Below are 25,369 nucleotides of genomic sequence, written 5' to 3'. Positions count from 1 at the left end.
AAGCGTATTTAAACTTAATTGCTATTCAGTTCAAAAGCTCAATGTGATATAATGGCCACGTTACAAATCAATTCCCGATAGGGTTCACTATTGTGAAAATGCCTTGTAACTCTAATTAAATGGGGGGAAATTATATGTCAAATTATTTATTTACATCAGAATCAGTAACGGAGGGCCATCCAGATAAGGTAGCCGATCAAATTAGTGATGCTATCTTAGACGCCATTCTAGCTGAAGATCCAATGGCTCGCGTGGCTTGTGAGACCGCAGTGAATACGGGCTTGGTTCTAGTGTTTGGAGAGATCACGACAACGGCTTATGTAGACATTCAAAAGATTGTCCGCGAGACCATTCGTGAGATTGGTTACCATGACTTTAAATATGGCTTTGATGCGGACAATGTTGCTGTCCTGGTATCCTTGGATGAGCAGTCGCCAGACATCGCCCAAGGAGTCGATGATGCACTTGAAACTCGTGAATCACAAGAACAAGAGATTGGCGCTGGGGACCAAGGAATCATGTTTGGTTACGCCAGCAAGGAGACAGAATCTTATATGCCTTTGGCCATTGACCTAAGCCATCAATTGGCGCGTCGCTTGGCTAAGGTTCGTAAGGATAATATTTTGGACTACTTGGGACCTGATGGTAAGACCCAGGTGACAGTTGAATACAATCAAGCGGGTGAAGTAGTCCGAATCGATAATATTGTTATTTCAAGTCAGCATGATGAAAGTATTGAATTAGAAACCATTCGCCAAGACCTAATTAAAGAAGTGATTGAGCCGGTTGTTCCTAGTGAGTGGCTGGATGAGAATACACGTTATTGGATCAATCCAACGGGTAAATTTGTGATTGGAGGCCCGGTAGGGGATTCTGGTCTAACCGGACGCAAGATTATTGTGGATACTTATGGAGGAGCAGCCCACCATGGAGGGGGAGCCTTTTCTGGTAAGGACGCAACCAAGGTCGACCGATCAGCTTCTTATGCTGCCCGTTACGTTGCTAAGAACATTGTAGCCAGTGGTTTAGCTAATACTTGTGAGATCCAATTGGCTTATGCGATTGGCGTGAGTGAGCCGACTTCTATTAATGTCCGCTTAGATGAAGAAGCTAAGATTGATCCAGATCGCTTAATCCTAGCCATCCGTGAAGTCTTTGACTTAACGCCTGGGGGCATCATTGAAATGCTAGATTTACGCCGTCCGATTTATCAACAGACAGCGGCCTATGGACACTTTGGCCGGACGGATATTCAGCTACCTTGGGAACAAGTAGATAAGGTTGATGCCCTACTTGCAGCTGTTCGTTCATAATAAGGACTAGATATAGAGGAATTATCAGCTGAGCTGGTATTCCTCTTTTTTATTTCCTTAGTAAAAAGCATCCAAGTTCTTGTAAAAGAAACCGGATGCCAATGATTGATTTTGCCTTTACCTTTTTTCGATAATGAGGGCAAAGGGAGGATTATTGATTTGATTGATAAAGCCGTATTGGAGAACTTGATAGTTTTCTTGGGGCCAGGAGCTTAACTCTTCTAGAACAGCGTCACGCTCCAACTTTCCTTGGGGATGGCCGTGATAGACGATAACAATGATCTTACCTTTGGGAACAAGTTTTTCCGCGACTTGTTTCAAGGATTGGATAGTAGAATCCGCGAGGGTGGTTACTTGATGGTCTCCCCCAGGTAGATAGCCAAGATTGTAGATGGCTCCGTGAAAGGCTTCCACTTCATTCAAGTAGTGATCAATTTGGTCATGGCTAGCTTGAAAGAGTTGATAGCTTCCCTTGATAGGGCCTGCTTGCTTGATGCGTTCCTGGCTGTTCTGGATGGCTTGTTCCTGGATGTCGAAGCCGTAGGCATGGCCTCCAAAGGCCGAGTGTGTTAGGATCCGGGTCAAGTCATGGCCATTACCTAAAGTTCCATCGATAAAATTTCCTTGGGGAAAATCTTGAATAAGTTGGTCTAATTGTTGGTGACCAAATCTGAGTGCACTAAGCATAATACCTCCTTATATTACAAAAAGATTACATATTTTAAGTCTAGTCGACAAAGCTGTTGATAAACTATTAATTTCCTTAAGACTTATTTATAATGTTAATTGTATCATAAGAATTATTAGGCGGATAGACTGCCTGATTATACCAAACATATTTCAAGCGGAGGTAAAATTGTTGAAATCCAGACAAACCATTATTCAAACACGCAAAGAACTCCGTCAAATGGAGCAATCTAAACAATTACTAAAAAAATTACAAACAGGGATGGTCCTTTTTTCTGCAGGCGCAATTGCCAGTCACTTGGCCCCTCAAGATTATCGGACAGGGACTGTCGTAGAAGCCCAGTCAGTTAAGTCTAAGTTTCTATCCATGGTCACTGACTATGCAAGAGACATTGCTAGTGAGAATGATTTGTATGCTTCAGTGATGATCGCCCAAGCTGCACTTGAGTCGGGATGGGGTAATAGCCGCCTAGCCCAGGCCCCTAACTATAACCTATTCGGAATCAAGGGTAATTATCAAGGCCAATCCGTCTTGATGCCCACCTTGGAAGATGATGGTAGTGGGAACTACTATCAGATTAAGGATGGATTCCGTCGTTACAATAACTACGGGGAATCCTTAAGAGACTATGCAAGTGTCTTAACAGGTAATCATGATCCAAGTAATTGGCGCTATAATTTTTATGCGGGTGCCCGTCGAAGTAATACCAATTCATATCAAGAGGCAACGGCTCATCTAACAGGTCGCTATGCTACTGATACTAGCTATGCCAGCAAGTTGAACCGAATCATTGAAGAGAATAATCTGACTCAGTTCGATCAAGTAAGAAGAGACCTTAACGCTTCTAATCCGGCTCCTGCTAGTCCAGCAAGGGTCGTTGAGACAGAATCCTTGAACCAGCCCCTTCCAGCTAGCCAGGCGACACAGACCTATATTGTCAATCCGGGGGATAGCTTATGGGCCATTTCGCGTAAATACGGCATGACCGTTGATCAATTAAAACAATTAAATGGCTTTGACTCTAATAATTTATTGGCAGGCCAAACCATTCAAGTTGCTCAGACTCCGACAGCTCCTGAAGCCCCAGCTAGACCGACAGTGGCTCCTAGCTCTCAAAGCCAAGAAGATGCTGCTGGGCCAGTCGAAACTTCACAAGCTCAGCCAGCCTTAACAACTAATCAGGTGGATTATGTGATTCAGCCAGGGGATACACTCTATGCGATCGCTAAACGGAATGGCCTTTCATTAGATCGTTTGATGAGCGAGAATAAGCTTCAATCAAGCACTATCTATCCAGGCCAAGAGCTAAAGATCTCTAGACCCGTTCAAGAAAGCAAGTCAGTGGCGTCCACAGCTAGACTTACAGCACCAGCAAAGTCTGCCACTAATCAATCGGCAAGCCAAGTAGCCACACCAGCTGCTAAGCCAGTAGCTAAAGCTAGCCAGTCCACTTATTCAGTGAGTCGTGGCGATACCCTTTATGCAATCGCCAACCGAAATGGTATTCAATTGGATCAATTAATGCAGGCCAATCAATTGAATTCTTCCTTGATTTATCCAGGCCAGACCCTGACTATTCCTTCAGCTCAGACTGAAACGACTAGTCAGATTCCTGATACCCAGGAGGCTTCAGTTGAAACTAGTTACCAAGCAGCGGCACCAGCTGCTGAACCAGTAGAAGTTCCAGCTCCTGCTCCGCTTAACTCAGAGGCGGCTGTGGCGACTGAGTCTGCTTCATCTTACAAGGTTCAAGCCGGCGATACCCTATACAGTATTGCCAAGGCCAACCAATTAGACGTAGAACAATTAATTGCCAACAACCAAGGATCAACCACAATCTTGATTGGTCAAGAGATTCAATTTTAAGCGAATTTTTCATCACCTACATTCTTCCGCCCAAACGACGAATGTAGGTGATATTTATTTTAGCCAAAAGCTAATCAAATAGCTGATTGTGTGGTAGAATAGGTAAGAATATCATGAAATTATGGAATGTGGAGGATATATTATGACTTATCAACATTTAGAAATTGAGAAGAAGTGGCAGCAATATTGGGACGATCACCATACCTTTAAGACCTTAGACCGAGGCCTTGATCATCCGAAGTATTATGCTTTAGATATGTTCCCTTATCCATCTGGATCCGGCTTGCATGTGGGTCACCCAGAAGGCTATACCGCAACGGATATCATGGCCAGAGTCCGCCGTGCCCAAGGGTATGATGTTCTGCATCCAATGGGCTGGGATGCTTTTGGTTTGCCAGCTGAACAATATGCATTGGATACAGGTAACGACCCAGCAGAATTTACGGAGCAAAACATTCAAACCTTTAAACGTCAAATCAAGTCTCTAGGCTTTTCTTACGATTGGGACCGGGAAATCAACACCACTGATCCTAGTTATTATAAGTGGACCCAGTGGATTTTCACCAAACTCTATGAAAAAGGCTTGGCTTATCAAGACGATGTCATGGTTAACTGGTGTCCGGCTCTAGGAACAGTTCTGGCTAATGAAGAGGTAATCGATGGCGTATCTGAGCGGGGCGGTCACCCTGTTTACCGTCGCCCGATGAAGCAATGGGTCTTGAAGATTACGGCCTACGCCGATCGTTTACTAGAAGACCTTGAAGAATTAGATTGGCCAGAATCCATTAAGGAAATGCAACGTAACTGGATCGGTAAATCACAAGGAGCGACTATCTTTTTCCCAGTTAAGGATAGCGACTTAGTCATCGAATCTTATACGACAAGACCAGACACCTTATTTGGAGCGTCCTATGTTGTCGTTGCACCTGAACATAAATTTGTCCAATCCTTAATAACGGCAGACCAAGAAGCAGAGGTCACTGCTTATATTAAGGAAGTGGAACTTAAGAGTGAATTAGAGCGAACTTCCCTAAATAAGGATAAGACAGGTGTCTTCACTGGTTCTTATGTCATTAACCCAGCTACTGGCCAAGAGATTCCAATTTGGGTGGCAGACTATGTAATTGCCTCTTACGGAACTGGAGCGGTTATGGGGTCTCCTGCTCATGATGAGCGTGACTTTGCCTTTGCTAATAAGTATGATCTTCCGATTATTCGCGTTATTGAATCCCAAGAAGACCTGCCTTACTTAGGAGACGGTCCGCATGTGAACTCTGAATTCCTTGATGGCTTAACCACAGAGGAAGCTATTCCAACAATGATTGACTGGTTGGAAGAAAAAGGAAGCGGTCAACGTCAAATTAATTACCGCTTGCGTGACTGGGTCTTCTCACGTCAACGCTATTGGGGAGAGCCGATCCCAGTGATTCATTGGGAAGATGGAACGACGACCGCTGTGCCTGAAGAAGAATTGCCTGTCGTTCTACCTAAGGCCGATCACATTAAGCCAAGTGGAACAGGAGAATCACCCTTGGCCAATATTTCTGAATGGGTTAATGTGGTTGACCCTGAAACTGGCATGAAGGGAAGACGAGAAACGAATACTATGCCACAATGGGCAGGATCCTCATGGTACTTCCTTCGCTTTATGGATCCGCATAACCAAGAAGCCTTGGTTGGCGAGGAAGCAATTGCTAAGTGGCAAAATGTTGATTTGTACATTGGAGGAGCGGAACACGCCGTTCTGCACTTGTTATATGCTCGTTTCTGGCATAAGTTCTTATATGACTTGGACCTTGTTCCAACCAAGGAACCCTTCCAAAAGTTATATAATCAAGGGATGATCCTTGGTGAAAACAACGAAAAGATGTCTAAATCAAGAGGCAATGTGGTGAATCCAGATGATGTGGTTCATGAGTATGGAGCTGACACGCTTCGCGTTTATGAAATGTTCATGGGACCGCTAGATGCTTCGATTGCTTGGAGTGAAGAAGGACTGGCTGGTAGCCGTCGCTTCTTGGACCGAGTCTGGCGTCTCTATGTCGATGAAGACAAGATGACATTAAAGGACACCATTCAGGATCAAGCCAACGATGATTTGACCCAAGTCTATCATCAGACCGTTAAGAAGGTTAGCGCTGATTACGATAAATTACATTTTAATACAGCAATTTCGCAATTGATGATCTTCTTAAATGAGGCTAGCTCCGCTGAAGTCTTTCCGAGAGAGTATGCTGAAGGCTTCATCCAGCTATTGGCACCGATTGCTCCTCATTTGGGCGAAGAAATTTGGCAATACCTTGGCCATGAGGAAAGTATTAGCCATCAAGCTTGGCCAAGCTACCAAGAAGAATTAACCAAAGACCAAGAAGTTGAAATTGTGGTTCAAGTCAATGGTAAACTAAAGGCAAGAATGAAGATGGAAGCAGATCTAGACCAAGAAACGGTTGAATCTCTAGCTCTGGCTAATCCAGAAGTGACCAGTGCCCTAGAAGGCTTAACCGTACGCAAAGTCATTGTTGTCGTTAATCGATTGGTCAATATTGTCGCTAACTAAGAGAAGGAGGATGACGATGTCTGAACAGGAGACCCAATCTGGAAAGTCGACTGGTCGCAAATTCGATCAGACTATTCAATTTACAGCTGAAGATTTAAAGAAAATTCGTGAACAAAGCCGGGTAAACTTAGATGATGATTACTTTGATCGAAGCCAACCGGTTCACCCCTCTCACCATCAAGAGGTCTTAGAGGATCAATTGCAAGGCCAAAGGTCAGCCCAAGCTGACCTTGATCAGGCCCGCCAGCAAGTAGAAGATGAGATAGAGAGCCTGGAGGAGTCGCAAGCGACTCAAGGTCCAGTTAAGACCGTCAAACGACGCAAACCTGTGTCTCAAGAGGCCTATTTTGATATGGATCACTTGGAACCGATGTCTGCTTATGATGAGTTCAGTGGCGACTTGGAAGGCGTAGACTACTACTATGAAGAAGTAGAAGTCAAACCTTCTTTATGGCAACGATTGAAGGCTAAGTTTACTTCCACTGCTTCTGACTCCGAGGAAAGGGTAGACCTGGACCAAGGACAAGCTGACTTACAAGCAGTTTATCAAGAGCCAACAGAAGAGCAAGAGCAGTTAGATACACTTGAAGCTGATTCTTCGACTGTTGACCTGGCACCGGCTCTTGAGGCGGATGAATCTGATGATTATTACCGTAATGATCAAGTCTACCAAGAAACCTATCAAGAGACCTTGGAAGCTATTGAGGAAGATGAGGGAGACGCAGCCGATGATTTAACGCCTGAAGAAGAAGCAGAGGTTTACACTTATAGCCAGAAATTAAGTCATGAAACCCAGAGCTTCGCTGAACCGATTCTCACCGACACTGTCCTGGAAGCACAATCGATTCATAGCCAAGAAGAGCAAATCGATTTTCCAGATTTAGAGGACAAGGATGGGGAGGGTGAGGACCACTTAGTCAGTGGTGCCGCCTGGATCTCAGTGGGTAATATTATCTCTCGCGTCCTTGGAGCTCTATATGTGATTCCTTGGGCCACTTGGATGGGATCGGCTTGGACCGAGGCTAACTCATTGATGAGTATCGGTTACAAACCTTACTCACTCTTTCTATCGATAGCGACCGCTGGATTCCCAAGTGCGATTGCCAAGCAAATGGCATACTACCACTCTATTAAAGAATACCGGGCCGCGGACCGCTTGTTCAAGAACTCATCTCTAATCATGCTCTTAACCGGTGGATTTTCTGCGCTCTTACTTTTTGTCTTAGCGCCAGTTCTAGCAGCGGGTTCACCAACAACGAATCCAGAAGGTGCGACCTTTGTTATTCGTTCACTGGTACCAGCCCTATTAATTCTACCGATTATGAGCTTACTTCGTGGTTATTTCCAAGGCTTTAATGACATGAAGCCAACCGCTATCTCTCAAATTATTGAGCAAATTATGCGGGTGGTCTATATGTTAGTGGCTACTTATGCTATTATGCAAATTTACTATGGAGAAGTGACCAACGCGGTTGTTCACTCAACCTTTGCCGCCTTTATTGGAGCCTTGGCTTCATTACTCTATCTACTCTTTGTTTATTGGCGTAGACTGCCAGCCATTCGTGAGCTGGTTACTTATTCTAGAGACCAGGTAGCCTTAGATTTCAAGCAAAGCTTACAAATTATGGTAGTCGATAGTATTCCATTTATCTTACTAGGTTCTGGAATTATTATCGCTCAATTGATGGATACCTATACTTTTAGTCAGATTCTTGAATCTTCTTCAGCCTTACTGCTATCTGAGATTAGTGAATTATATGGTACTTTGAGCTTGGATGTGGATAAGTTATCCATGATCATTATCTCATTAGCGGTGTCTCTAGCAACAGCTTTGGTTCCAACCGTTACTACTACTTTTGCCAGTCAGGACCGGGAAGGGACAGGCCAAATTGTTGAGAAAATTTTACTGATCTTCTCCTTTGTAATGTTACCTGCCTCTGTGGGGATGGCAACTGTGGCAGATAATGTGTATCAATTATTCTATCCGGCAGGTAGTGCGGCCGGGCCAGCATTATTAGTGACTGCTTCCTTATCAGCTATTATCTTAGGGCTCTATACGGTTCTATCAACAATCTTGCAATCAATGAACTTCCGACGCAAGGCCGTCACTTATCTTGTGGTGGGCCTCTTGGTTAAGCTTGTCTTACAATACCCATTGGTTGCGCTCTTACATGCTCATGGGGCCTTGCTATCCACTGCGATTGGCTTTGCTGTCGCTTCTGGTTGCATGTTTGTTAAGTTGGACCGGGTCTTGGCCTTGGATGTGGATGCCATCATCAAAGATTTCCTAAGAGTTTTAGGGCCGACTTTAGTGATGGCCATTGCGACCTTTATCTGGAACAATGTCTTGAATATGGCTTTTGGACCGGTCGGTCGCGGCTTAACATTCCTTAAGATTCTATTGGTTATGGCCTTTGGTGTCTTGATCTATGCTAGCTTGATGGGCTTACAGGGTATGTTATCAGTGATTCTGGGTGACCGTTTCAAAGAACTCCAAGAAAAGATGAAGGTGTTCTAATTGATGCGCTTAGATAAACTCCTAGCCCATGCCGGTCTAGGAACGCGTAAAGAGGTCAAGAAGCTCATCACTGCTGGTGAAATTGCCGTTAACGGAGAAACAATTAAGAAGCCAGGCTTTCTTGTGGATAGTCAAGCAGACCAAGTTACCCACTTAAATTACCCGGTCAATTATCAAGAGTACTACTATGTCATGTTGAACAAGCCGGATGGCTTGGTGAGTGCCACTCAAGATAACGTCTATGAGACGGTGGTGGAATGGGTTGAGCTTGATTATCACCATGTCGACCTCTTCCCAGTTGGAAGGTTAGATGTTGATACGACAGGACTTTTGCTCTTAACTAATGATGGCCAACTCGCTCATCAACTCACCTCACCCAAGAAACAAGTGCCCAAAACCTATTGGGCCTTGGTAGAAGGTCAGGTTGATGAGGCGGTCATTCAAGCCTTCAATAAAGGAATGGACCTGGGCGATTTCCAGACGCTACCAGCAGAATTGGAAGTCCAAGAACAAGATCGACACACTAATCAAAGTCAGGTCTTAGTGACCATCTATGAAGGAAAATTTCATCAAGTGAAGCGAATGTTTGAGAAATGCGACTGCAAAGTCCTGGAGCTCCACCGCTTGAGTATGGGCTCCTTGGTCCTTGATGAACAATTAGATTTAGGCGATTACCGTGAACTAACGCCAGAAGAGTTAGAACTTCTTGAACAGGAACTTTAAGAAGAATCGATCATTAGACCACCGATCTTCAAGCCATCCATGAGGCTTGAAGACCGGTGGTCTTTTTACTATAAGTTGGGTTTATTCTTAAGTCTTTCCGCCCTAGTTAAAGAGTGGTAGAATAAATGAGTATGGAGGGATGAAGATGACAATTAATTTCAAACAAGAAGTTGAACAAAGAAAAGACGAACTCATAGCCGACCTCTTTCGTCTATTGAAGATCGATTCGGTTCGCCGAGATGATCTTGCGACAGAGGAAGCCCCAGTTGGACCGGGTCCAAAAGCGGCCTTGGATGAATTTATCCAAATGGCTCAAGAAGATCACTTCGATACCCAAGTCTTTGGACCATGGGCCGGACGGGTAGAAATTGGTCAAGGCGATGAGCTCTTAGGAATTCTTGGACACGTGGATGTGGTACCAGTCGGGAATGGTTGGGCGACGGATCCATTTGATCCGCAAATAATTGATGGCCGCATTTATGCACGTGGTGCCAGTGATGATAAGGGACCTACTGTGGCTGCTTATTTTGCCATCAAAATTTTGCGCGACCTTGGTGTTGAATTGAATAAGCGCATCCATTTAATTGTGGGAACGGATGAAGAGAGCGGTTGGCAGTGTATGGATTATTATTTCCAACATGCTGAAATGCCTGATTTTGGTTTTTCACCGGATGCTGAATTTCCTATTATCAATGGTGAGAAGGGGAATGTCTCATTGATCATTAGCGATGCTAGTAGCCAGGAACAGGTTGGTGACTTCCACCTAGTGAGCTTGAAGGGTGGATTGAGACCTAATATGGTTCCCCAAGAAGGCCAAGCAATCCTTGAAGCTCTTTCAGGAGCAGGTGATATCCAACCTGCCTTGGACGCTTTTCTAGGCAAGTACCCAGAAATTCAGGCTGAATGCCAGCAGGAAGGTGATCAGTGGATCTTAGATTTTGTCGGTAAGTCTGCGCACGGATCGACTCCAGAAAAGGGCGTTAACGCTTTAACTTATTTAGCTAAGTTCTTATTAGATCTTACTTGGGACAACCAGCTCGCTCAAGACTTATTGCAGGCCTTGGCTGGCCCACTGTTCCAACAGTTTGATGGTTCGGGTCTAGGGATTGACCATGTCCATCCTGTGATGGGGCCTGTATCTATGAATGTGGGAATTGTTGACTATGAAGCTGATGAGGGCTTATCAATGGATGTTAACTTGCGTTTCCCTCAAGGCACAGACCCTGAGACCATTCTCAAACAAGCGCAAGAGACTCTAGCCAGCTATCCAAGCTTGAAGCTAGCCCTAGGTGAAGCCAAAGAACCTCACTATGTGCCCGCCGATGATCCGCTTGTAGAAACCTTGCTTGATGTTTATACCGATCATACAGGACTCCCGGGTCATGAAGTGTCTATTGGTGGTGGAACCTATGGTCGCTTGATGCCAAGAGGGGTCGCTTATGGTGCTTTGTTCCCTGATTCAGTTGATACCATGCATCAAGCCAACGAGTTTATCTCTGTGGATGACCTCTTGAAGGCGACCGCTATCTATGCGGATGCTATTTATCGCCTGACACGTTAAGGTAGCTCGATGGAAGAAATAATTCAATCTAGCCATAATCAACGGGTCAAGGACGTGAGCAAGCTCCATCTAGCCAAGCATCGACGCAAACAACAGCGCTACTTGATTGAAGGCGATCATTTATTGGAAGAAGCCATCACTAGCGGTCAGGACCTGCTGGAGGTATTTGTCAGTCAAGACTATCAAGTTCAATCTCCTGTGATTGCTAGTTATTTAGAGACCTCTTCTTGCAAAAGCTTAGTTTCCAAGGAAGTCTTTATGAAGTTGAGTCAAGTGCAGGCCCCTCAAGGCATCCTAGCGGTGCTTCCGATGATGGCAGAAGATTGGGTGGCTCTTTTACAGGCGGGCCGACGCTTTTTGATTGTCGACCAGCTGCAAGATCCCGGCAACTTGGGTACTATTATTCGGACTGCCGATGCTGCTAATTATGATGGCGTCTTCTTGAGCAAGGGGACCGTCGACTTGTATAATGACAAGACCCTTCGCTCTACTCAGGGATCCTTGTGGCATCTTCCGGTTGTCAGCAATTGTGACCTAGAAGCGCTTATTCCAGCTATCAAAGAAGCCGGCGTTCGAGTATTAGCCACAGCCTTGAATCAACAAGCCCAGCCTTATCAAGACGTCGACTCAGCTGAGCGCCTAGCTTTGATTATGGGTAACGAAGGCCAAGGGGTTAGCCGGCAATGGGTGGAAGCTAGTGACCAAGCTATTTATATTCCTATGCCTGGCCAAGCGGAATCCTTAAATGTCGGGGTAGCAACTGGCATATTGCTATTTCACTTCTTGTAAAGATGAGGATTATTTGAAGATAAATGTCACAGTATCTTAATACTTTTTTCCTTACATGTTGGTGGATTTGCGGTATAATAAACGTATCAAGTAAATGGAGGAATGCGAATGAATAATAACTGGCAACAAGATACAGAGTATGTCGCTTTAATTGAAGATTTACTTAGCACGGCTGAAGTTCAATCATTAGAGCAGTTTGTTCACCATAAGGTAACCAACCGTCTAGCTCATAGCTTGTCGGTATCTTATCGCAGTTACCGATGGGCCAAGCGTTTAAACTTGAATACTCGAGCGATTGCGCGTGCCGGTTTGCTTCATGATCTATTCTTCTATGAAGGAGTTAACAAACATGAAGTCGGAGGCCGGGGACACAACTTCGAACATCCACGCATTGCTTTACAGAATGCCTTGAAGTTGACCGAGCTATCTGATTTAGAACAAGATATTATCTTGAAGCATATGTGTGGCGCCACCCGGGATGTCCCTAAATATGCTGAAAGTTGGATTGTCACCTTGATGGACAAGCAGAGTGCGATTAGTGAATTAACTTGGGGCTTCAAGCAAATCTTAAACCGAGAATTCCAGCTAAGCCTAGCTGTTTGTCGGCACTTATTAAAGCCAGCCTTGGTGATTAGCAAACTTGACTAATTTTGAGCTTTTGCTATAATGAGCTCAGATTATATTCAGGCTACAAGGAAGAGTGGGACTTACGCAACCAGCAGAGAGGTCTAGATTAGCTGAAACTAGACCAGTCAGTCGTAAGCCCCTTTCGCTTCCTTGCCTATCTGTTAAGAATCACCATTCGAAAAGGATACCGCTCACCCTGGTTATCGGGTTCAAGTGCATAACTTTGTTATGAACGAGGGTGGTACCACGGTAGCTCGTCCCTTTTTGGGAGGGGCTATTTTTTGTATCAATAAAGATAAGGAGTAAGAATGTGACTGTAGAAAAATTACAAGCAGAAATCAAACAACTAGAAGACCAGGCGCTATCAGCGCTCAAAGCGGCCGCAGATTCAAAAGATTTGCAGGATGTTAAAGTTCAATTCACTGGTAAGAAGGGAGCCATGTCTTCTTATACTAAGGCAATGAAAGATTTAGAGCCAGCTGATAAACCTAAACTAGGCCAAGCGATTTCAGGCTTCAACCAAGCCTTTAACCAGGCTTTTGAAAGCTACAAAGAAGCCCTAAAAGAAAAAGAATTAAAGGCTCAATTAGAACGGGAAACAATTGATGTGACGCTACCAGGCCGTCAGCAACTACAAGGGAGCCGCCATATCCTAACTCAAGTTCGTGAAGAAATTGAAGATCTCTTCCTAACCATGGGTTATCAGGTTGTGGAAGGCCCTGAGGTTGAGTTGGATTTATATAACTTTGAGAAGATGAACTTACCAAAGAACCACCCAGCTCGCGATATGCAAGATACCTTCTATATTGACGAGGAAGTGCTCTTGAGGACCCATACTTCACCGGTTCAAGCTCGGACTATGGAGCAGCATGATTTCTCTCAGGGAGCCTTGAAGATGATTAGTCCAGGTAAGGTCTTTCGCCGGGATTCAGATGATGCCACTCACTCACACCAGTTCCAACAAATTGAAGGTCTGGTAGTTGATAAGCAGATTACCTTAGCTGATTTGAAGGGAACTTTGCTCTTGTTTGCTCGGGCTATCTTTGGCCAAGACCGTGAGATCCGCCTGCGTCCAAGTTACTTCCCATTCACTGAACCTTCTGTTGAAATTGATGTTTCTTGCTTCAAGTGTGGGGGTGAAGGTTGCTCCGTGTGTAAGCAGTCTGGTTGGATTGAGATTCTAGGAGGCGGGGTGGTCCACCCTCGAGTTCTGGAAATGTCAGGTATCGATCCAGAAGTATACAGCGGCTTTGCCTTTGGACTCGGAATTGAACGTGTCGCCATGCTCAAGCATAATGTAGACGATATTCGTCACTTCTATCAGAATGACTTGCGCTTTATGAAGCAATTTAAAGGGGGACAAAAATAAATGTTAATTTCATTGGAATGGTTAAGTGATTTTCTTGATTTAGATGGAATCAATGCCAATGATCTGGCGGATCAATTATCACGAACTGGGCTGGAAGTGGAAGGGCTTATCAACTATGGCCAGCATCTCAACCAACTAGTGGTTGGCCAAGTGCTTGAATGTCAGAAGATGGAAGGCAGTGACCACCTTCACATTACCCAAGTAGCCCATGGTCAGGATCAAGTCAGCCAGATTGTCTGTGGTGCGCCCAATATTGCGAGCGGTCAGAAGGTAATCGTCGCTCTACCTGGCGCGGTACTTCCTAGCAACTTCAAGATCAAGAAAAGTAAGTTACGTGGTCATGAATCCAACGGGATGATCTGTTCACTGGAAGAGTTAGGCTTTAGTGATTCGGTTATTCCTAAGAAATACGCGGACGGCATCTTTGTTCTCCCTGAGGATGCGCCAGTAGGTAGCAGTGCCGTTGACTACTTGAAGTTGGATGACCCTATCCTGGATATTGATATTACCCCTAACCGTGCGGATGCTTTAAGTATTCGCGGGGTCGCTTACGAAGTAGGAGCGATCTTAAACCAAGAGCCTAGCTTTGACTTGTTAACCAATTACCCAACGACTAGTGATAGCCAGGCCTTAAAAGAAGTATCAATCCAAGTGGAACCGGAAGATCTATCCAACCACTATCAACTAAGACTGATCCAGGACGTAACAATTCAAGAAAGTCCGATTGATTTCCAAGTGCGTCTCATGAAGTCGGGGATCCGCCCCATCAATAATATCGTGGATCTGACCAATTATTTCTTATTGGTCTATGGTCAACCAATGCATGCCTTTGATTTTGACCAGCTACCTAGTCCGGCGATCAAGGTCGGATTGGCTCAAGAAGGGCAAGTCTTTACAACTTTAGATCAAGTGGAACGTCAACTCAATGACCAAGACATCCTTATTTATAGCGGGGACACTCCGGTTGCCTTAGCAGGGGTAATGGGAGGACTGGATAGTGAAGTCACTAACCAGACTCGCCAGGTCTTATTAGAGACAGCCGTTTTTGATCCTAAGCGGGTGCGGTCGACTTCTAAACGCTTTGGACTTCGTTCTGAATCTAGCGCTCGTTTCGAGAAGGGCATTAACCCTGCCAGCTTAGATGAGGCCGGTCAACAAGCAGCTGCTTATATGGCCGTCTTTGGACAAGGCCAAGTGGTCGCAGGTAAGGTTGAGCACCTTAATCAAGCGGTGGAGCCAGTGCAAGTAAGGGTTCAGCAATCAGCAATCAAGGATAAGATCGGGCTAGACTTGAGTCAAGAAGAGCTGGTCGCTATTATCGATCGTCTAGGCTTTAGCATGAAGATGGGTGAAGATAGCTTTACCGTAGAGGTGCCTCAGAGACGTTGGGACATCTCGATTGAAGCGGATATTTTGGAAGAGATTGCCCGTATTTATGGTTACGACCGCGTGCCTACAACCCTGCCAATAGGAGAGGCACGTCCAGCTCAGTTAACCGACCTGCAAAAATTGACCCGCCAAGTTCGTACGCTATTGGAAGCAGCTGGCTTGAATGAAGTAATCTCTTATTCACTAACCAGTCGTGACCATGGTCAAATTATGAAGCATCCGGATGCGGCTTTAGTTGAGTTAGCCTTACCTCTTAGTGAAGAGCATACGGTCTTAAGACAAAGTCTTCTTCCATCTCTATTGGAAGTGGCCCAATACAATGAGGCCCGCCGTAACCAAGGTCTAGCCTTCTATGAGCTGGGTAAGATCTTCCTAGGGCAAGGAACAGGTAAACAACCCCAAGAAATCCAAAAGATTGGCTTGTTAATTTCAGGTGATAAGTTAAGCAAGCAATGGTATCAAGCAGCGGAAAGTTATGACTTCTATGACTTAAAGGGGATCATCGAATCGCTCTTAGCCGAGCGCTTATTACTGGACAAGGTTGAATTTCAAGCGGTTGATTCGATTGAAGAAATGCATCCAGGACGTACCGCTCAGATTGTCTATCAGGACCAAACGATCGGAATCTTTGGTCAAATTCACCCCAAACTGGCCCGTGACTTCGACTTAAGCGACAATACTTATTATGCTGAGCTTGATTTGGCTAGCTTATTAGCATCCGACCAGGGACCAATTATCCAGCAAGCCATTCCAAAATTCCCAGCCAGCAACCGAGACTTGGCCTTGTTGGTTGATCAAGATCAAGCCCACCAGTCCTTAGTTGATACAATCACCCAAGCAGCTTCAGAAGCCCTAGTTGCTGTTCACTTGTTCGACCTCTACCAAGGCGATAACATAGCGGAAGGTAAGAAGTCGCTAGCTTATCACTTAACCTTCCAGGATCCTAGTCAGACCTTGACGGATGAAGTGATTGATGGAGAAATGGCCAAAATCCAAACGGCCTTAAGTGAAATCTCAGGATTGGAAATTCGCTAACCAAGACGAAGCTAATAAATGAATATAAGAATTTTAATAATCCCACCCGATGCCCTAATAATAGGAACGGGTGGGATTCTGTCTTTATTTTTTGTTGGCTTCTTGTGATTGGGAGTGGGGTTTGCTGGTTGCTTGCTCCTTAGCGACTTGGCTCTCTTTAGTGAGTAGTTGGTCCAAGAAGTTTTGAACGGCTTTGGGATCGGGTTGGGACATTTTCGGTCTCCTTTCTTAGATGAGTTTTTTGATTTTGCTGGTATTTTTGAAGTGGAGCTTGGCTAAGTCAGATAAGACGCCAAATCCTTCACGGCGAGCCAGCTTGGCGCCAAATTGGTCAACTGCTGGTCCAGCTCCTGACGGTAGGGTCTGTCCGTATGGTTGGCCTAGTTCTTCTAGGGACTCCAAGAAGGCAGCGCGGGCGATAATTGAAGCAGCAGCAACAGCCAGGTGGGCTGATTCACCCTTTTTAATGAAATACAAGTTCTTAGTATAAGGATGCTTTTCCTGCTTGAGGTACTTGTAGTAGTTTCCAGCAGGGGTGAATTGGTCAATCAGGCAAGCTTGGAGTTTATCCTTTTGGTCGTGGTCAAGCTTGGCGAGAAGCTTTTGAATGGTGAAGTTATGAAGGCTGACTTTGATGCTGACAGCGTTATAACCGGACTCGATGGCTCGATTATAGTCCTTGGGTTGGCAAACAGTCAGGTGGTAGGGGAGGCAGGCTTTGATTTGCCAGGCTAAATCTCTAATTTGGTCGTCACTTAAGGACTTGGAATCCTTGACGCCTAATTCCTGGATCAAGGCTAGTTGGTCCTGGGGCAAGTAGACGGAACAGACCGTTAAAGGGCCGAAATAGCTGCCATTGCCTACTTCATCGTTACCGATAATCGTCCATGTCGCAAAGCCTTCAGGCAAGCTCGAGCTTGCTTGGCTTTCTTTTTTTGATGGCGAGGGGGTTAAACTAGCTTCTTGCCATTTATTTGCTTCCTCACTAGCCCCCTGACCTTGAAACAGGACCTTACCTGACTGATAGGCTGTAATGGTGACGCCAGCTTGCTTGGCCCGAAAGTGACTATAGGGAACGGGACTGGTTAGATGGTCTTGATAATGGGACTCCATCTTTTGAATGGTATCTTTGGAACAGTTAAGTGTAATGCTTGTCATAAGCGCTCCTTTCGTGATTTTTGTCTATTATAACATAGCTTTTAGTGTGAAGGTTCTGTGAAAGCTAGCGGTCATTGGTGCAAAACAAGCCAATATTTGCTAGAATATGGGGAAAGGAGTGAGATCAATGAGCCAAAAGCAACGAATTAAAGCGCGGATTAATGATAAGGACTATACAATTGTTGGCTCTAAGTCACAAGAGCATATGAATACGGTCGCAGATATCGTTAACCGTCAACTTGATCAATTAGCTCAATTGGATCCGAGTCTATCCATTGTGGACCGGAGTATCTTGATGGCGATCAATGCCGTCTCGGACCAGATTGATAAGGAGCGGGAAATCCAAGCACTCACTCAAGAACTAGACCAACTTAAAGCTAGAGACCTTAGTGAATCCAACTTGAATCACTCGGACCAGCCTCAATCCAAGCACACTAGTCGATCGTCAACAGGAACAGCTTTTGCTCAGGTGGGTCAGCAGTCGGCTAATCAGTTAGATTTAATGGACAATTTTAACAGGCATCAAGCGGCTAATCAAGGTCGGGTCCCATTTAGTCGGTCTGATCTATCGAGGGAAGGAGGCCAGTGATGTTAACGATTCTTATCTTAATAGGCCTAGCTTTAGCTTTCTATCAAGGTTATCGTCGGGGGTTGGCCCTTCAAGTGATACGTTTAGTCGGTTATGGGGTCTCCTTCACCTTGGCAGGTCGCTTCTATGAGCCTTTGTCTAAGATTGTAGAGATGCTGGTTCCTTTTCCAGCTCTACAACCTTCTAGTCAATTAGCCATTTATGATGAAGCTCTGTCTTTCCAGCTGGACCAAGTTTTTTACCGAGTTTTGACCTTTGCCTTGATTTCGGCGATTGGTTTTGTGGTCACTAATATTTTGAGTTTATTCTTTAATCGCTTGTCCTACTATGAATTTTATCACCGAGTTAATGCCATTGGCGGTGGCGTCATTAACGTTTTCATTGCTTATGTGATTGTTTTTCTTGTCTTGTTTATCTTGTCACTGATTCCTATTGAATTTATCCAACAGCAATTTGTAGACAATCCCTTGGCCTACCGAATTGTATCTAGTACCCCGATTCTCTCTGACTGGGCCAGTCAATTGTGGGTTCCATAGCATCATAACGTCTTCTTTTTAGCTTAGCTTGAGGAGACGTTTTTTGTGCCCTGTGGATAGGTGTTGGTGACTTTTTTTGATATAATGAGCCTGACTATGTAAAGGAGAATGATATCTTGCCAATAAGTAAACATTTATTAACGCTTGAATTTGATCGAATTCAAGAGACTATTAGAAAATATACTTTAACTGAATTAGGGCAAAGACTGGCGCAAGAAATCCAGCCTATCAACCACTTAAGCAAGGTGGAACGCTTACAAGATGAGTGTCAAGAAATGGTAGACCTCTTGGAAGAGGATTTACAGTTACCCATTGCTCGTCAAGACCGCCTAGAAGCCAGTCTTAAACGTCTCGATTTACAAGCTAATCTGAATGGTCCCGAGATTGCGGAAATATACCGACTCTTGGAATCAGCTCGACAGGTGGTTGACTTTATGGACCGGTCAAGGTCAGACTTGGAGGCGGAATTTCCTCGCTTAATGGCTTGGGTGGAGGGCATTCAAGTGCTCAAGGAAGTCACCCAGCGAATTAGTCGGACCATTAATGAAGATGGCTCAGTCCTATCCAATGCTTCCACTGAATTAGCCCGTATTATTCGTCGCCAACAACAAATTGACGATCAAATACGTAACCAACTCAACCAGATGGTAAAATCCTTATCCTCCTACTTATCAGACAGTCTAGTCACGATTAGAAATGATCGTTATGTGCTTCCTGTTAAGTCGGAGTATCGCGGGCAAGTTCATGGAACCATTCACGACCAATCTTCAACAGGTCAAACCCTCTATATCGAACCTCAAGTGGTTCAAAATTTGAATAACCAGCGGAGCCAACTACAAATTGACAAAGACCAGGAAATCGCTCGAGTCCTTGCCGAGCTGTCGGCCTACTTGTGGGATTACCGTCAGGAAATTAAAAACAACCAATTGATTGTAGGGAACTTGGATTTTATTCAAGCACGTGCCTTGTATAGTCGCTCCATTGATGGGACACGACCTAATTTTAATGATCAAGGCCAAGTTGCTCTCTGGCAAGCCAGACACCCTCTGATTGATCCGGACCAAATTGTAGCCAATGATATTGTCTTAGGAGATACTTATTCGACCTTATTAATTACAGGGCCTAATACCGGCGGGAAGACCATCTTGCTTAAGACCTTGGGTTTGGTTCAGGCCATGGGCCAGGCGGGGATCTTTGTTCCTTGTGGACCTAATAGCCAACTAGCTATTTTTGACCATATCTACGCTGATATTGGGGATGAGCAGTCGATTGAACAGAGTTTATCTACCTTCTCGGGTCACATGACTAATATTGTCTCTATTTTGGATGAGATGACGAGTGATTCCTTGCTCTTATTTGATGAGCTAGGTTCAGGAACCGACCCCCAAGAAGGGGCAGCCTTGGCTATGGCTATTCTTGATTATGTCGGTCAAGTAGGAGCGACTTGTATGGCGACGACCCACTATCCAGAACTGAAGGTCTATGCTCATGAGACACCTGGGATAATTAACGCTAGTATGGAATTTGACATCAATACTCTGTCTCCTACCTACAAGTTACTCATTGGGGTACCAGGTCGGTCCAATGCCTTGGAAATCTCTAAGCGCTTAGGCCTGTCGCAAGCCATTCTCGATAAGGCCCAAGCGGGTGTCTCTCATGACAACCAACAGCTTAATGAGATGGTGGCTGGCTTAGAAATCGAACGCCGCCAAGCAGAAGCAAGACGTCGCCAGTGGACACAGCGGATTGAAGAGGTCAATAAGCTCTACCGTGATTTAGACCGAGAGTATCAAGGCTGGCTGAAGCATAAGACGGACTTGATGGATAAGGCCAAGCAAGAAGCTAATGACAAGGTCGAAGAAGCGCAAGCGGAAGCGGACAAGATCATACAAGAAATTCGCCAACTACAACTGCAACAAGGTCAAAATACAACAATCAAAGAACATGAATTGATTGACCAGCAAACCGCGCTCAAGGATCTAAAACAACCGGTTGAATTACGCAAAAACAAGGTCCTCAAACGTGAAAAAGCCAAACGTCAAATCGAAGTGGGTGATGATGTGGAAGTACTCTCTTACGGGCAAAGAGGGACGGTCATTGAACAAAGCGGTCCTCAAGAATACGTCGTCCAAATGGGAATCTTGAAGATGAAGATTGACCAAGAAGACCTCCGCCTCCTAGACAAGGTGGATAATGATAAGAAGCGGTCAGTTAATGTGCAACGTGGGGCCTCTTCCAAGGTATCTACAAGCTTGGACTTACGTGGTCAACGGTATGAATCAGCCATGCGGGCTACCAAGGACTACTTAGACAAAGCTTTATTGAGCCACCATCCGATGGTAACTATCATCCACGGGAAGGGGACAGGCGCTCTAAGACAAGGTATTCAAAAGTTACTAGCCAATCATCCACAGGTAGATCGCTTTGAATATGCCCCTGCCAATGCCGGAGGCAATGGAGCGACCCAAGTCTACTTCAAGTAAGTGAGCGCCACCATTCCATGAATAGAAAGCTAAAAGTCGAACAAGCTGCTAGTGGGGAAAACAAATTCCTACTGGGCAGAGCTTGTTCGGCTTTTTATTTTAAGATAAATAGTTAAGTGACACCAGTCGAACTTGTTTTTATCTTAGTAGCACATGAAGTTCTGCACCAATTTCTTTTGCAAAATTAATGACAAGCTTAAGGTCTAGGTGTAAAATATCAAAAGACTACTTATTTTCAATGAAATCTACGGATAGCGCCAGGCCTAGCTTGCTAGGAGACGAGGACCAAGTGTATCGAACAATCGGCGGGTCACTTGGAGGCTGTACGGTCTATAGGATTCTGACAAAACTTGATCTAATCAAGACAAAGTAGAATCTAAGTACATAAGTAGTCCAAATCATTTATTTGGAGGAATGTGTATATGTGTGGAATTGTCGGTTATGTAGGACCAGCCAGCGCCCAGGAAGTATTAATTGCGGGTTTGGAGAAATTAGAATATCGCGGATATGATTCAGCGGGGATTTATGTGGTGGATGAGTCCGGTCAGGGGCACTTATTCAAGCAACAAGGTCGCATCCAAGTGTTAAAGGATAGCGTCGACTTCTCTATACCAGCTCATATTGGGATTGGCCATACCCGTTGGGCCACTCACGGGGTGCCAAGCGTTGAGAATGCTCATCCTCATCAATCTCAATCAGGGCGCTTTACCTTGGTTCATAACGGGGTAATCGAGAACTTTCAAGCACTCAAAGATCAATATCTAGCAGAGGTTGACCTAGCTAGCCAGACAGATACGGTGATTGTGGTGGAGTTAATTGATTACTTTGCCAAAAAAGAAGGGCTATCTGGCATTGATGCGCTTAAAAGAGCTCTTGAGGAGATTCAAGGATCCTATGCCTTTGCCTTATTAGACGCGCAAGAACCAGGAGCAATCTTTGTTGCTAAGAACAAGAGCCCGATGTTAATAGGGATTGGTGAAGGGTTCAATACCGTGGTCTCAGATGCGATGGCGTCTATTCAGTTAACGGACCGCTATCTAGAAGTGATGGATGGGGAATTGGCTACCATTACTCAAGATCAGGTCCAACTCATCGATCCTCAAGGTCAAGTTGTTGACCGTCAAGCTTTTACGGCTGAATTAGATGCAGATGACTTGGATAAAGGAACTTACCCCTTCTATATGTTGAAGGAAATTGATGAACAGGCCCGGGTCATGCGCCAAATTATTGAAGCCTACGCAGATACTGATGGCCAGTTGACCATCGATCCGGCGATTATCCAGCCGCTCATGAAGGCGGACCGCGTCTATATTGTCGCAGCGGGAACTTCTATGCACGCCGGTTATTTAGGCAAACATTTTCTAGAAAAATGGGCTCAAATCCCAGCAGAAGTGCATATCGCTTCCGAATTTGCCTATAATCCACCTTACTTGGTTGATCGTCCGTTCTTCATCTTCTTGAGTCAATCTGGAGAAACGGCCGACTCCCGTCAAGTACTCAAGCAAATGCGCCAAGCAGGTTATCCTTGCTTAACCATTACCAATGTTAAGGGATCGACCCTTTCAAGAGAAGCAAATTATACTCTGTTGCTTCATGCAGGACCTGAGATTGCGGTTGCTTCATCTAAGGCTTATACCGCTCAAATAGCGGTGATGTCGATTCTAGCTAATGCCTTAGCTCAAGCCAAGGGCTATGAAGCCATCGACTTGCACCATGAATTAAGTCTGGTGGCCAATGCTATGGATACAGTTATCGACCAGAAAGATCTCTATAAGCAATTAGCAGAGGATTATTTTGTGGGGCAAGACCATGCCTTCTATATTGGACGAGGCCTGGATTACTGGGTGAGTCTTGAAGCGGCCTTGAAACTTAAAGAAATCTCTTATATTCACACTGAAGGCTTTGCCGCCGGTGAATTAAAGCATGGAACCATTGCCTTAATTGAAGAAGGGGTCCCTGTTGTCGCCATGCTAACCCAGGAAGCAACAGCAGCCCATACAAGAGGTAATGTCCAAGAAGTCCAATCTCGGGGTGCCAAGTGCTTAATCATTGCTGGCCAAGGATTGGACCAAGCAGGCGACCAGATTGTCTTGCCTAGCGTCCATCCAGACCTAGTGGCCTTAGTTTCAGTGATTCCAGGGCAACTGTTAGCCTATTATACAACCCTAGCCCTAGGGCATGATGTGGATAAGCCACGTAATCTAGCCAAATCAGTGACCGTTGAATAATCAGGCTCGCTTAACAATCCAATAAGCATTTTACTCGCCAATTTAGCGATTAGTGTTAGAATGAAGGTGTAATATTGAAGTAAATGAAAGGAGATTGTTATGGTACAAGCTTTAACAGATAATCAATTCAATGAAAAAACAGCAGAAGGACTCGTACTAGTTGACTTCTGGGCGCCTTGGTGTGGACCTTGCCGCATGCAGTCACCCGTCGTTGATGAATTAAGTGAAGAATTAGAAGGACAAGTCGATTTCTATAAGATGAACGTAGATGAAGAAGCTAAGGTAGCTCAAGAATTTGGCATTATGTCAATCCCAACCTTACTGATCAAAAAAGACGGTCAAGTGGTCGATAAATTGATTGGCTTCCACGACAAACAACGCTTATCTGAAATATTGAATAAACACATCCAAGCCTAGATTTTCTAGCTTGGCTTTGCTTATAACATTTAAAGCATTTGCTGAAATTGCTTTCAATTTTAATTGTCAGGGCATAATAGAAATGTTATAATTCTAATTGTCAAAAAGTTATATTCTTAGGAGGAATAGGAATGAAAGTTGTATTAGTTGGGACAAACCACGCAGGAATTGCAGCAGCCAATACTTTGTTGGACAATTACGATGATATTGAATTAGTCATGATTGACCGCAACTCTAACCTATCTTATTTAGGTTGTGGGACAGCCCTATGGGTAGGTCGTCAAATTGATGGCTATGAAGGATTATTCTATACTAAGCCAGAAGATTTTGAAGCCAAGGGTGCTAAGATTTCGATCGAGACTGAAGTTAAAGATATCGACTTCGATAAGAAAGTAGTCTACGCTGAAACTAAAGATGGCGAGAAAGTGGAAGAATCATATGACAAGTTAATTCTTGCAACCGGTTCAGCACCAATCGCTCCTCAATTACCAGGTCATGACTTAGATGGATTACACTTCTTGAAGCTATTCCAAGAAGGTCAAGAAGTAGACCAAGCCTTAGCTCGTGAAGATGTCAAAAAAGTTGGCATTATCGGAGCTGGATATATCGGGGTTGAAATTGCTGAAGCCGCTCAAAGACGTGGTAAGGAAGTTGTCTTATTTGATGCAGCTCCTACTTGTCTAGCTAACTACTATGATCCAGAATTCGCTGAATTAATGGACAAGAACTTACAAGAACATGGTATCCAAACGCACTACGGTGAATTTGCTGAAGAATACATCGGTGATGAGAATGGCCATGTCAAAGGTCTTAAGACTGATAAAGGCGAGTATGATGTGGATCTTATTATCAACTGTATCGGTTTCCGTCCAAATGCAGTATTTGGTGAAGGCCATTTAGAACGCTTCGCGAATGGTGCTTACAAGGTTGACCGTCATTTCCAAACAAGTGATCCAGATGTTTACGCTGTAGGTGACTGTGCCAACAACTACTCTAACGCGATCCAAGGAGATGCATATATTGCTCTAGCTTCTAACGCGGTTCGTTCAGGTATTGTTGGTGCTCACAACCTTGCTGGTACAGAAATTGAAGGAGCAGGTGTTCAAGGATCTAACGGTATCAATATCTTTGATCTTAAGTTAGTATCAACTGGTCTAAGTGTACACGCCGCAGAAAAAGCTGGCTTCAATGTTAAGTACACTGATTATGAAGATACTCAATTACCAGGTTTCATGCCAGAAAACGAAAAAGTTAAGATTCGTATCGTCTATGATGCTGAAACACGTCGTATTCTAGGTGCTCAAATGGGATCTACTTACGATATGTCAATGGGAATCCATATGTTCTCACTCGCAATCCAAGAAGGTTTAACTATTGATAAGCTTCAATTATTAGACATCTTCTTCTTACCTCACTTCAACCAACCATACAACTACATCACAATGGCTGCTTTGAGTGCAGAGTAAGTCTAGGAACGTTGATATAACAATGTCTTAGCTCTAATCCTTGGCTTTCAAAAAGGG

General features: G+C 44.6%; 19 protein-coding genes and 1 riboswitch. Of the genes, 16 read left to right on the top strand and 3 right to left on the bottom strand.

The window, feature by feature from the left end; translation table 11 throughout:
- Positions 1-55 precede the first annotated feature (55 nt).
- A riboswitch (SMK box riboswitch) is annotated at positions 56-137 on the top strand.
- Positions 135-1,313 carry a methionine adenosyltransferase gene (metK, locus tag T408_RS0106945; RefSeq protein ID WP_028119307.1) on the top strand — a complete coding sequence of 393 codons (1,179 nt, stop codon included), beginning with the start codon at positions 135-137 and terminating at the stop codon, positions 1,311-1,313. (Overlaps the previous riboswitch by 3 nt.)
- Before the next feature lie 117 nt (positions 1,314-1,430).
- Here metK and T408_RS0106940 read toward each other — a convergent pair whose 3' ends face one another.
- The gene (locus tag T408_RS0106940) at positions 1,431-2,000 is read right to left on the bottom strand and encodes a tRNA (mnm(5)s(2)U34)-methyltransferase (protein ID WP_028119306.1); all 570 of its coding nucleotides are present in this window, start codon (positions 1,998-2,000) and stop codon (positions 1,431-1,433) included.
- A gap of 172 nt (positions 2,001-2,172) precedes the next feature.
- On the opposite strand from T408_RS0106940, the gene T408_RS11775 reads away from it, so the two are divergent.
- The 9 genes from T408_RS11775 (at position 2,173) to pheT (ending at position 16,435) form a co-directional block, all read left to right on the top strand.
- On the top strand, positions 2,173-3,867 hold the full coding sequence (locus T408_RS11775; protein WP_157060780.1) for a LysM peptidoglycan-binding domain-containing protein: 1,695 nt from the start codon (positions 2,173-2,175) through the stop codon (positions 3,865-3,867).
- A 142-nt stretch (positions 3,868-4,009) separates the two neighbouring features.
- Positions 4,010-6,424 (top strand): leucine--tRNA ligase, encoded by a 2,415-nt coding sequence (gene leuS / locus T408_RS0106925; protein WP_028119305.1) that lies wholly within the window; start codon positions 4,010-4,012, stop codon positions 6,422-6,424.
- A gap of 16 nt (positions 6,425-6,440) precedes the next feature.
- Positions 6,441-8,942 carry a polysaccharide biosynthesis protein gene (locus tag T408_RS0106920; protein WP_051444832.1) on the top strand — a complete coding sequence of 834 codons (2,502 nt, stop codon included), beginning with the start codon at positions 6,441-6,443 and terminating at the stop codon, positions 8,940-8,942.
- Between the two features lie 3 nt (positions 8,943-8,945).
- Positions 8,946-9,665 (top strand): pseudouridine synthase, encoded by a 720-nt coding sequence (locus tag T408_RS0106915; protein ID WP_028119303.1) that lies wholly within the window; start codon positions 8,946-8,948, stop codon positions 9,663-9,665.
- A gap of 145 nt (positions 9,666-9,810) precedes the next feature.
- Positions 9,811-11,226 carry a dipeptidase PepV gene (gene pepV / locus T408_RS0106910; protein ID WP_028119302.1) on the top strand — a complete coding sequence of 472 codons (1,416 nt, stop codon included), beginning with the start codon at positions 9,811-9,813 and terminating at the stop codon, positions 11,224-11,226.
- Positions 11,227-11,235: 9 nt separating this feature from the next.
- Positions 11,236-12,015, top strand: coding sequence for a TrmH family RNA methyltransferase (locus T408_RS0106905; protein WP_028119301.1), 780 nt, complete (start codon positions 11,236-11,238; stop codon positions 12,013-12,015).
- 108 nt (positions 12,016-12,123) lie between these two features.
- Entirely contained in the window at positions 12,124-12,663 is a 540-nt protein-coding gene (locus tag T408_RS0106900) for an HD domain-containing protein (RefSeq protein WP_028119300.1), read from the top strand.
- Between the two features lie 289 nt (positions 12,664-12,952).
- Entirely contained in the window at positions 12,953-14,011 is a 1,059-nt protein-coding gene (pheS, locus tag T408_RS0106895; protein WP_028119299.1) for a phenylalanine--tRNA ligase subunit alpha, read from the top strand.
- Positions 14,012-16,435, top strand: coding sequence for a phenylalanine--tRNA ligase subunit beta (pheT, locus tag T408_RS0106890; RefSeq protein ID WP_028119298.1), 2,424 nt, complete (start codon positions 14,012-14,014; stop codon positions 16,433-16,435). It abuts the gene before it with no gap.
- A gap of 84 nt (positions 16,436-16,519) precedes the next feature.
- Here the strand turns inward: pheT and T408_RS12280 are convergent, their stop codons facing one another.
- Together T408_RS12280 and rnhC are read right to left on the bottom strand one after the other, a co-directional pair.
- Positions 16,520-16,648: a hypothetical protein gene (locus tag T408_RS12280; RefSeq protein WP_268870441.1), complete on the bottom strand. Its 129-nt coding sequence runs from the start codon at positions 16,646-16,648 to the stop codon at positions 16,520-16,522.
- A 15-nt stretch (positions 16,649-16,663) separates the two neighbouring features.
- On the bottom strand, positions 16,664-17,593 hold the full coding sequence (gene rnhC, locus T408_RS0106880; RefSeq protein ID WP_028119297.1) for a ribonuclease HIII: 930 nt from the start codon (positions 17,591-17,593) through the stop codon (positions 16,664-16,666).
- Positions 17,594-17,720: 127 nt separating this feature from the next.
- On the opposite strand from rnhC, the gene T408_RS11990 reads away from it, so the two are divergent.
- The 6 genes from T408_RS11990 (at position 17,721) to nox (ending at position 25,312) form a co-directional block, all read left to right on the top strand.
- Complete coding sequence (locus tag T408_RS11990) at positions 17,721-18,182, top strand: cell division protein ZapA (protein ID WP_169730304.1); 462 nt, start codon at positions 17,721-17,723, stop codon at positions 18,180-18,182.
- Positions 18,182-18,718: a CvpA family protein gene (locus T408_RS0106870; protein WP_028119296.1), complete on the top strand. Its 537-nt coding sequence runs from the start codon at positions 18,182-18,184 to the stop codon at positions 18,716-18,718. The genes T408_RS11990 and T408_RS0106870 overlap by 1 nt, the downstream gene beginning before the upstream one ends.
- A 116-nt stretch (positions 18,719-18,834) precedes the next feature.
- Complete coding sequence (locus tag T408_RS0106865) at positions 18,835-21,201, top strand: endonuclease MutS2 (RefSeq protein WP_051444831.1); 2,367 nt, start codon at positions 18,835-18,837, stop codon at positions 21,199-21,201.
- 422 nt (positions 21,202-21,623) lie between these two features.
- Positions 21,624-23,429 (top strand): glutamine--fructose-6-phosphate transaminase (isomerizing), encoded by a 1,806-nt coding sequence (glmS, locus tag T408_RS0106860; protein WP_028119294.1) that lies wholly within the window; start codon positions 21,624-21,626, stop codon positions 23,427-23,429.
- Between the two features lie 99 nt (positions 23,430-23,528).
- A complete protein-coding gene (gene trxA / locus T408_RS0106855) occupies positions 23,529-23,846 on the top strand; it encodes a thioredoxin (protein ID WP_028119293.1) in 318 nt (105 codons plus the stop codon).
- 131 nt (positions 23,847-23,977) lie between these two features.
- Positions 23,978-25,312: a H2O-forming NADH oxidase gene (gene nox, locus T408_RS0106850; protein WP_028119292.1), complete on the top strand. Its 1,335-nt coding sequence runs from the start codon at positions 23,978-23,980 to the stop codon at positions 25,310-25,312.
- Positions 25,313-25,369: the final 57 nt, after the last annotated feature.

It is taken from the genome of Hutsoniella sourekii ATCC 700629 (assembly GCF_000518205.1).
In the GTDB taxonomy this organism is placed as follows: domain Bacteria; phylum Bacillota; class Bacilli; order Lactobacillales; family Aerococcaceae; genus Hutsoniella; species Hutsoniella sourekii.
The sequence above is the reverse complement of the archived record's forward strand: the minus strand, read 5'-3'. Positions and strand labels throughout refer to the sequence as shown.